Origin of the sequence: Micromonospora sp. NPDC049580 (assembly GCF_040675595.1) — a bacterium.
Classification (GTDB): Bacteria; Actinomycetota; Actinomycetes; order Mycobacteriales; family Micromonosporaceae; genus Micromonospora.
This window is the reverse complement of sequence record NZ_JBFAPG010000570.1, coordinates 1-3633: the sequence shown is the minus strand read 5'-3', so window position 1 is coordinate 3633 and position 3633 is coordinate 1. Positions and strand designations below refer to the sequence as shown.

The following is a 3633-nucleotide window of genomic DNA, read 5'->3' as shown; positions in this document are numbered from 1 at the left end:
ACCCCGTCTCCGGGGGGGGGTTGTTGGTTGGCTCGGTGTGTCCTCCCCCCGCCGGGGCCGCCCCCCCCCCCCCCCCCCACCGGTCACTCGGCCGGAACCTTCTCGGTCGGCACGGCCACGTGCAGGCGCACCTGAGGCACCAGCATGTCGTCGACGTCCAGCGCCCGGGCCGCGCCGTCGGGCTCCCAACCGGTGCTGGTGAGGAACTTCCGGGTCGCCTCGTCACCGTCGAACGCCCAGGCCACCGCCCGACTCATGCCGTCGGACCGCCACAGGTCGACGGTCGCGGCGAGCAGCCGACTGCCGTGCCCGCGCCGGCCCCAGCGCGGCTCCACCAGCAGGTCGGTCACCGCCGCCACGTCCGGGCCGAGCGCGTCGGCCGGCTCACCCGGGGCGAGCGCCTCGCCGTCGGCCGGGCCGGAGGCGGCGAACCCCACCAGATACGATTGCTCGGCCTGTTCGACGGCGACCAGCACCCGGTGCGCGCCCGAGGGCGGCTCCAGCACCGCGGCGCTCCACCGCCGGGCGAGGAACGCCTCGTCCAGGTTGTCGAGCACATGCCGAGGCAGAATGCGGCGGTACGCGACCCGCCAGGTCGCGAGCTGGATGCGTGCGATCTCGCCGGCGTCCTCGGGACGCGCCGGGCGGACGTACCCGAGAGCCATGGGACGGAAGCCTACGCAGGGCGAGGGAGGCGACGGTGGCGCAGGGTGCCAACAGGACGACCGCGCAGGTCGTCGGGGTGGTGGTGCTCGCCGCGGCGGTCACCGCGTTCCTCGCCGTCGCGGCCGTCCGGCACGGTTTCTTCGACCTCAAGGTCTACTACGGCGCGTTGACGTGGTGGGTGCACGACGGCGGGGAGATCTACGACTACCTCAAACCGGGCACCCAGTACGGCTTCACGTACCCGCCGTTCGCGGCGCTGGTCATGCTGCCGATGGCGTACCTGCCGTGGTCGGCCGCGATCGTGGTGAGCGTACTCGCCAGCGTGGTCACCACGACGGTGCTGATCTGGTGGCTGGTGGACCCGATCGCCCGCCGTGCCGGGTGGACCCCCTGGTTCGCCCTCGCCGTCGCGCTCTGCCTGGCCGCCGCCTTCGAGCCGATGCGGGAGACGGTCAACTTCGGCCAGGTGAACACACTGCTGCTGTTCCTGGTGGCGGTGGACCTGCTGCGGCTGCTGCCGGTCGGCGACCGGTGGGCCGGGGTGGGCATCGGCCTGGCCGCCGCGATCAAGCTGACCCCGGGCATCTTCATCGTCTATCTGCTGGTCACCGGGCGGTGGCGGGCGGCGCTCACCGCCAGTGGCGCGGCCGCCGGGGTGACGTTGCTGGCCGGCGCGCTCTTCCCGGACGCCTCCCGGGAGTTCTGGACCGAGGCGCTGTGGAACACCGGGCGGGTCGGGGAGCTGGCGTTCGTCTCCAACCAGTCGCTGCGCGGGGTGGTCGCCCGGCTCGACCCGCAGCACCCGAGCACCCTGCTGTGGCTGCTGCTGGTGCTCGGCGCCCTGGCGCTCTGGGCCTGGCGGTCCCGGGTCGCCGTCGCCGCCGGTGACGAGGCGACCGGCCTGGCCCTGACCGGCGCGGTGATGTGCCTGGTCAGCCCGGTCACCTGGGTGCACCACCTGGTCTGGCTGCTGCCCGGGCTGATCCTGCTGGTCGACAACGCGATGGCCGCGCCGGCCGGCCGTCGACGGCGCGTCCTGCTGGCCGCCGCGACCATCGGCTACGTGCTGCTGATCAGCCGGACCGTCTGGTTCTGGGAAAAGGACTTCACCGGCGTCGACGGCTTCGTCGGCAGCAACGCGTACGTCTGGATCAGCCTGGCCCTGCTGGCCTTCCTGCCGGTTCGCCGGTGGCTGACACCGGGCAGGTCAGTCGTCGAGGCGTCCGGCGTACCGCAGCTCGACCAGTCCGACCGGCCCGCGCCCGCCGGCGAGCGGCACCTGGTAGGTCGACCGTTCACCGTCCGGTGACAGCCCCGACCGTTCGTAGAACCGGCGGGCCCGCCGGTTGTCCGCCAGCACCCACAGCCGGTAGCCGGTCCAGCCCCGTTCGCTGAGCCCGGCGCGGGCGGCGGCGAGCAGTTCGGCGGCCATCCCGTCGCCCCAGAACTCCGGCTCGACGTAGAGCGCCAGCACCTCGCCGACCGTCGGGTCCAGATCGTCGCGGTCCTGGTTGCGGCGGTACGGCCCGAACGTGGTGAAGCCGACGACCAGCCCGTCCACCTCGCCGAGCAGGGTGCTGAACGGGTGCTCCGGGTCGGCGGTGCCCAGGTCACGACGGCGCTGCGCCCAGGCCCCCACGTTGAGCCGTCCGAGCACCTCGTCCGGCATGAAGCCGGCGTAACCCGCCTGCCAGCCGTGCACGTGCACCCGGGCGACCGCCTCGGCGTCGTCGGGCTCCTCCCGGCGGATGGTCAGCATTGCACCGTTCTATGCCCCCGTAGCCGTCGGAGTCCAGCTTCCCGCACCGGCGTCGTACCGATGATTTATCGTCGCCGACGATGGCCGCACCGGAAGCACTCTCACTCGCCCAGGCCCGCCGGGTGGCACTCGCCGCCCAGGGTTTCGCCGACCCGCCGCCGGTCGGGGTGCCCACGCGTCGACATCTGCGCCGGGTCCTCGACCGGGTCGGGTTGATCCAGATGGACTCGGTCAACGTGCTGCAACGTGCGCACTACCTGCCGCTCTACAGCCGGCTCGGTCCGTACCCCACCGCGCTGCTCGACCAGGCCGCCTACCGCCGCCCCCGCGAGCTGTTCGAATACTGGGGCCATGAGGCGTCCCTCGTGCCGGTCGGGCTGCACCCGCTGCTGCGCTGGCGAATGGCCCGCGCGCACAGCGAATCCTGGGGTGGCATGCGGCGCATCGCACAGGAGCAGCCGGAGCTGGTCGCCTGGGTCCGGGCCGAGGTGGCCGCGCGGGGTCCGTTGACCGCCGCCGAGATCGAGCACGACGCGCCCCGGGAGACCGGCAACTGGGGGTGGAACTGGTCGGCGGTGAAGCGGGCGCTGGAGTTCCTGTTCTGGGCCGGCGAGGTGACCGCCGCCGAGCGCAGCACGTCCTTCGCCCGCCGCTACGACCTGCCCGAGCGGGTGCTCCCGCCGGCCGTGCTGGGCGCGCCCACCCCGACCGACGCCGAGGCGTACCGCGCTCTGGTGGCCCTGGCGGCGCGGTCGCTCGGGGTGGCCGCCGAACCGGAGCTGCGCGACTACTTTCGGCTGCCACTGGCCGGCGCCCGGCAGGCCGTCGCGGAGCTGGCCGAGGCCGGCGAGCTGGTGCCGGTCACCGTGGCGGGCTGGCGACAGCCGGCCTGGCTGCACGCGTCCGCCCGGCTGCCCCGGTGGATTCGGGGCAACACGCTGGTCAGCCCGTTCGACCCGCTGGTCTGGGAACGTGCCCGCACCGAGCGGCTGTTCGACTTCAGCTACCGGATCGAGATCTACGTCCCGGCGCCACAGCGGGTGTACGGCTACTACGTGCTGCCGTTCCTGCAGGGCGACCGGTTCACCGCCCGGGTCGACCTGAAGGCCGACCGCAAGGCCGGGGTGCTGCTCGTTCCGGCCGCCTGGGTCGAGCCCGGCGCCGACCCGGGGGAGACCGCCGTGGCGCTCGCCGCCGAGCTGTACCGG

4 protein-coding genes are annotated in these 3633 nt (G+C 73.5%); 2 read left to right on the top strand and 2 right to left on the bottom strand.

Going from position 1 to position 3633, the window contains the following annotated elements:
- Positions 1–83: 83 nt before the first annotated feature.
- Entirely contained in the window at positions 84–665 is a 582-nt protein-coding gene (locus AB0J68_RS29235; RefSeq protein WP_354859186.1) for a GNAT family N-acetyltransferase, read from the bottom strand.
- A gap of 35 nt (positions 666–700) precedes the next feature.
- Between AB0J68_RS29235 and AB0J68_RS29230 the strand changes: the two genes are divergently transcribed.
- Complete coding sequence (locus AB0J68_RS29230) at positions 701–1975, top strand: glycosyltransferase family 87 protein (RefSeq protein ID WP_363941750.1); 1275 nt, start codon at positions 701–703, stop codon at positions 1973–1975.
- Here AB0J68_RS29230 and AB0J68_RS29225 read toward each other — a convergent pair.
- Positions 1874–2425, bottom strand: a complete 552-nt coding sequence (locus AB0J68_RS29225; RefSeq protein WP_354859191.1) for a GNAT family N-acetyltransferase — start codon at positions 2423–2425, stop codon at positions 1874–1876. The two genes, AB0J68_RS29230 and AB0J68_RS29225, sit on opposite strands and share 102 nt — an antisense overlap.
- Positions 2426–2505: 80 nt before the next feature.
- Between AB0J68_RS29225 and AB0J68_RS29220 the strand changes: the two genes are divergently transcribed.
- The coding region (locus AB0J68_RS29220; protein WP_363941746.1) for a crosslink repair DNA glycosylase YcaQ family protein at positions 2506–3633 on the top strand (1128 nt) is incomplete at its 3' end.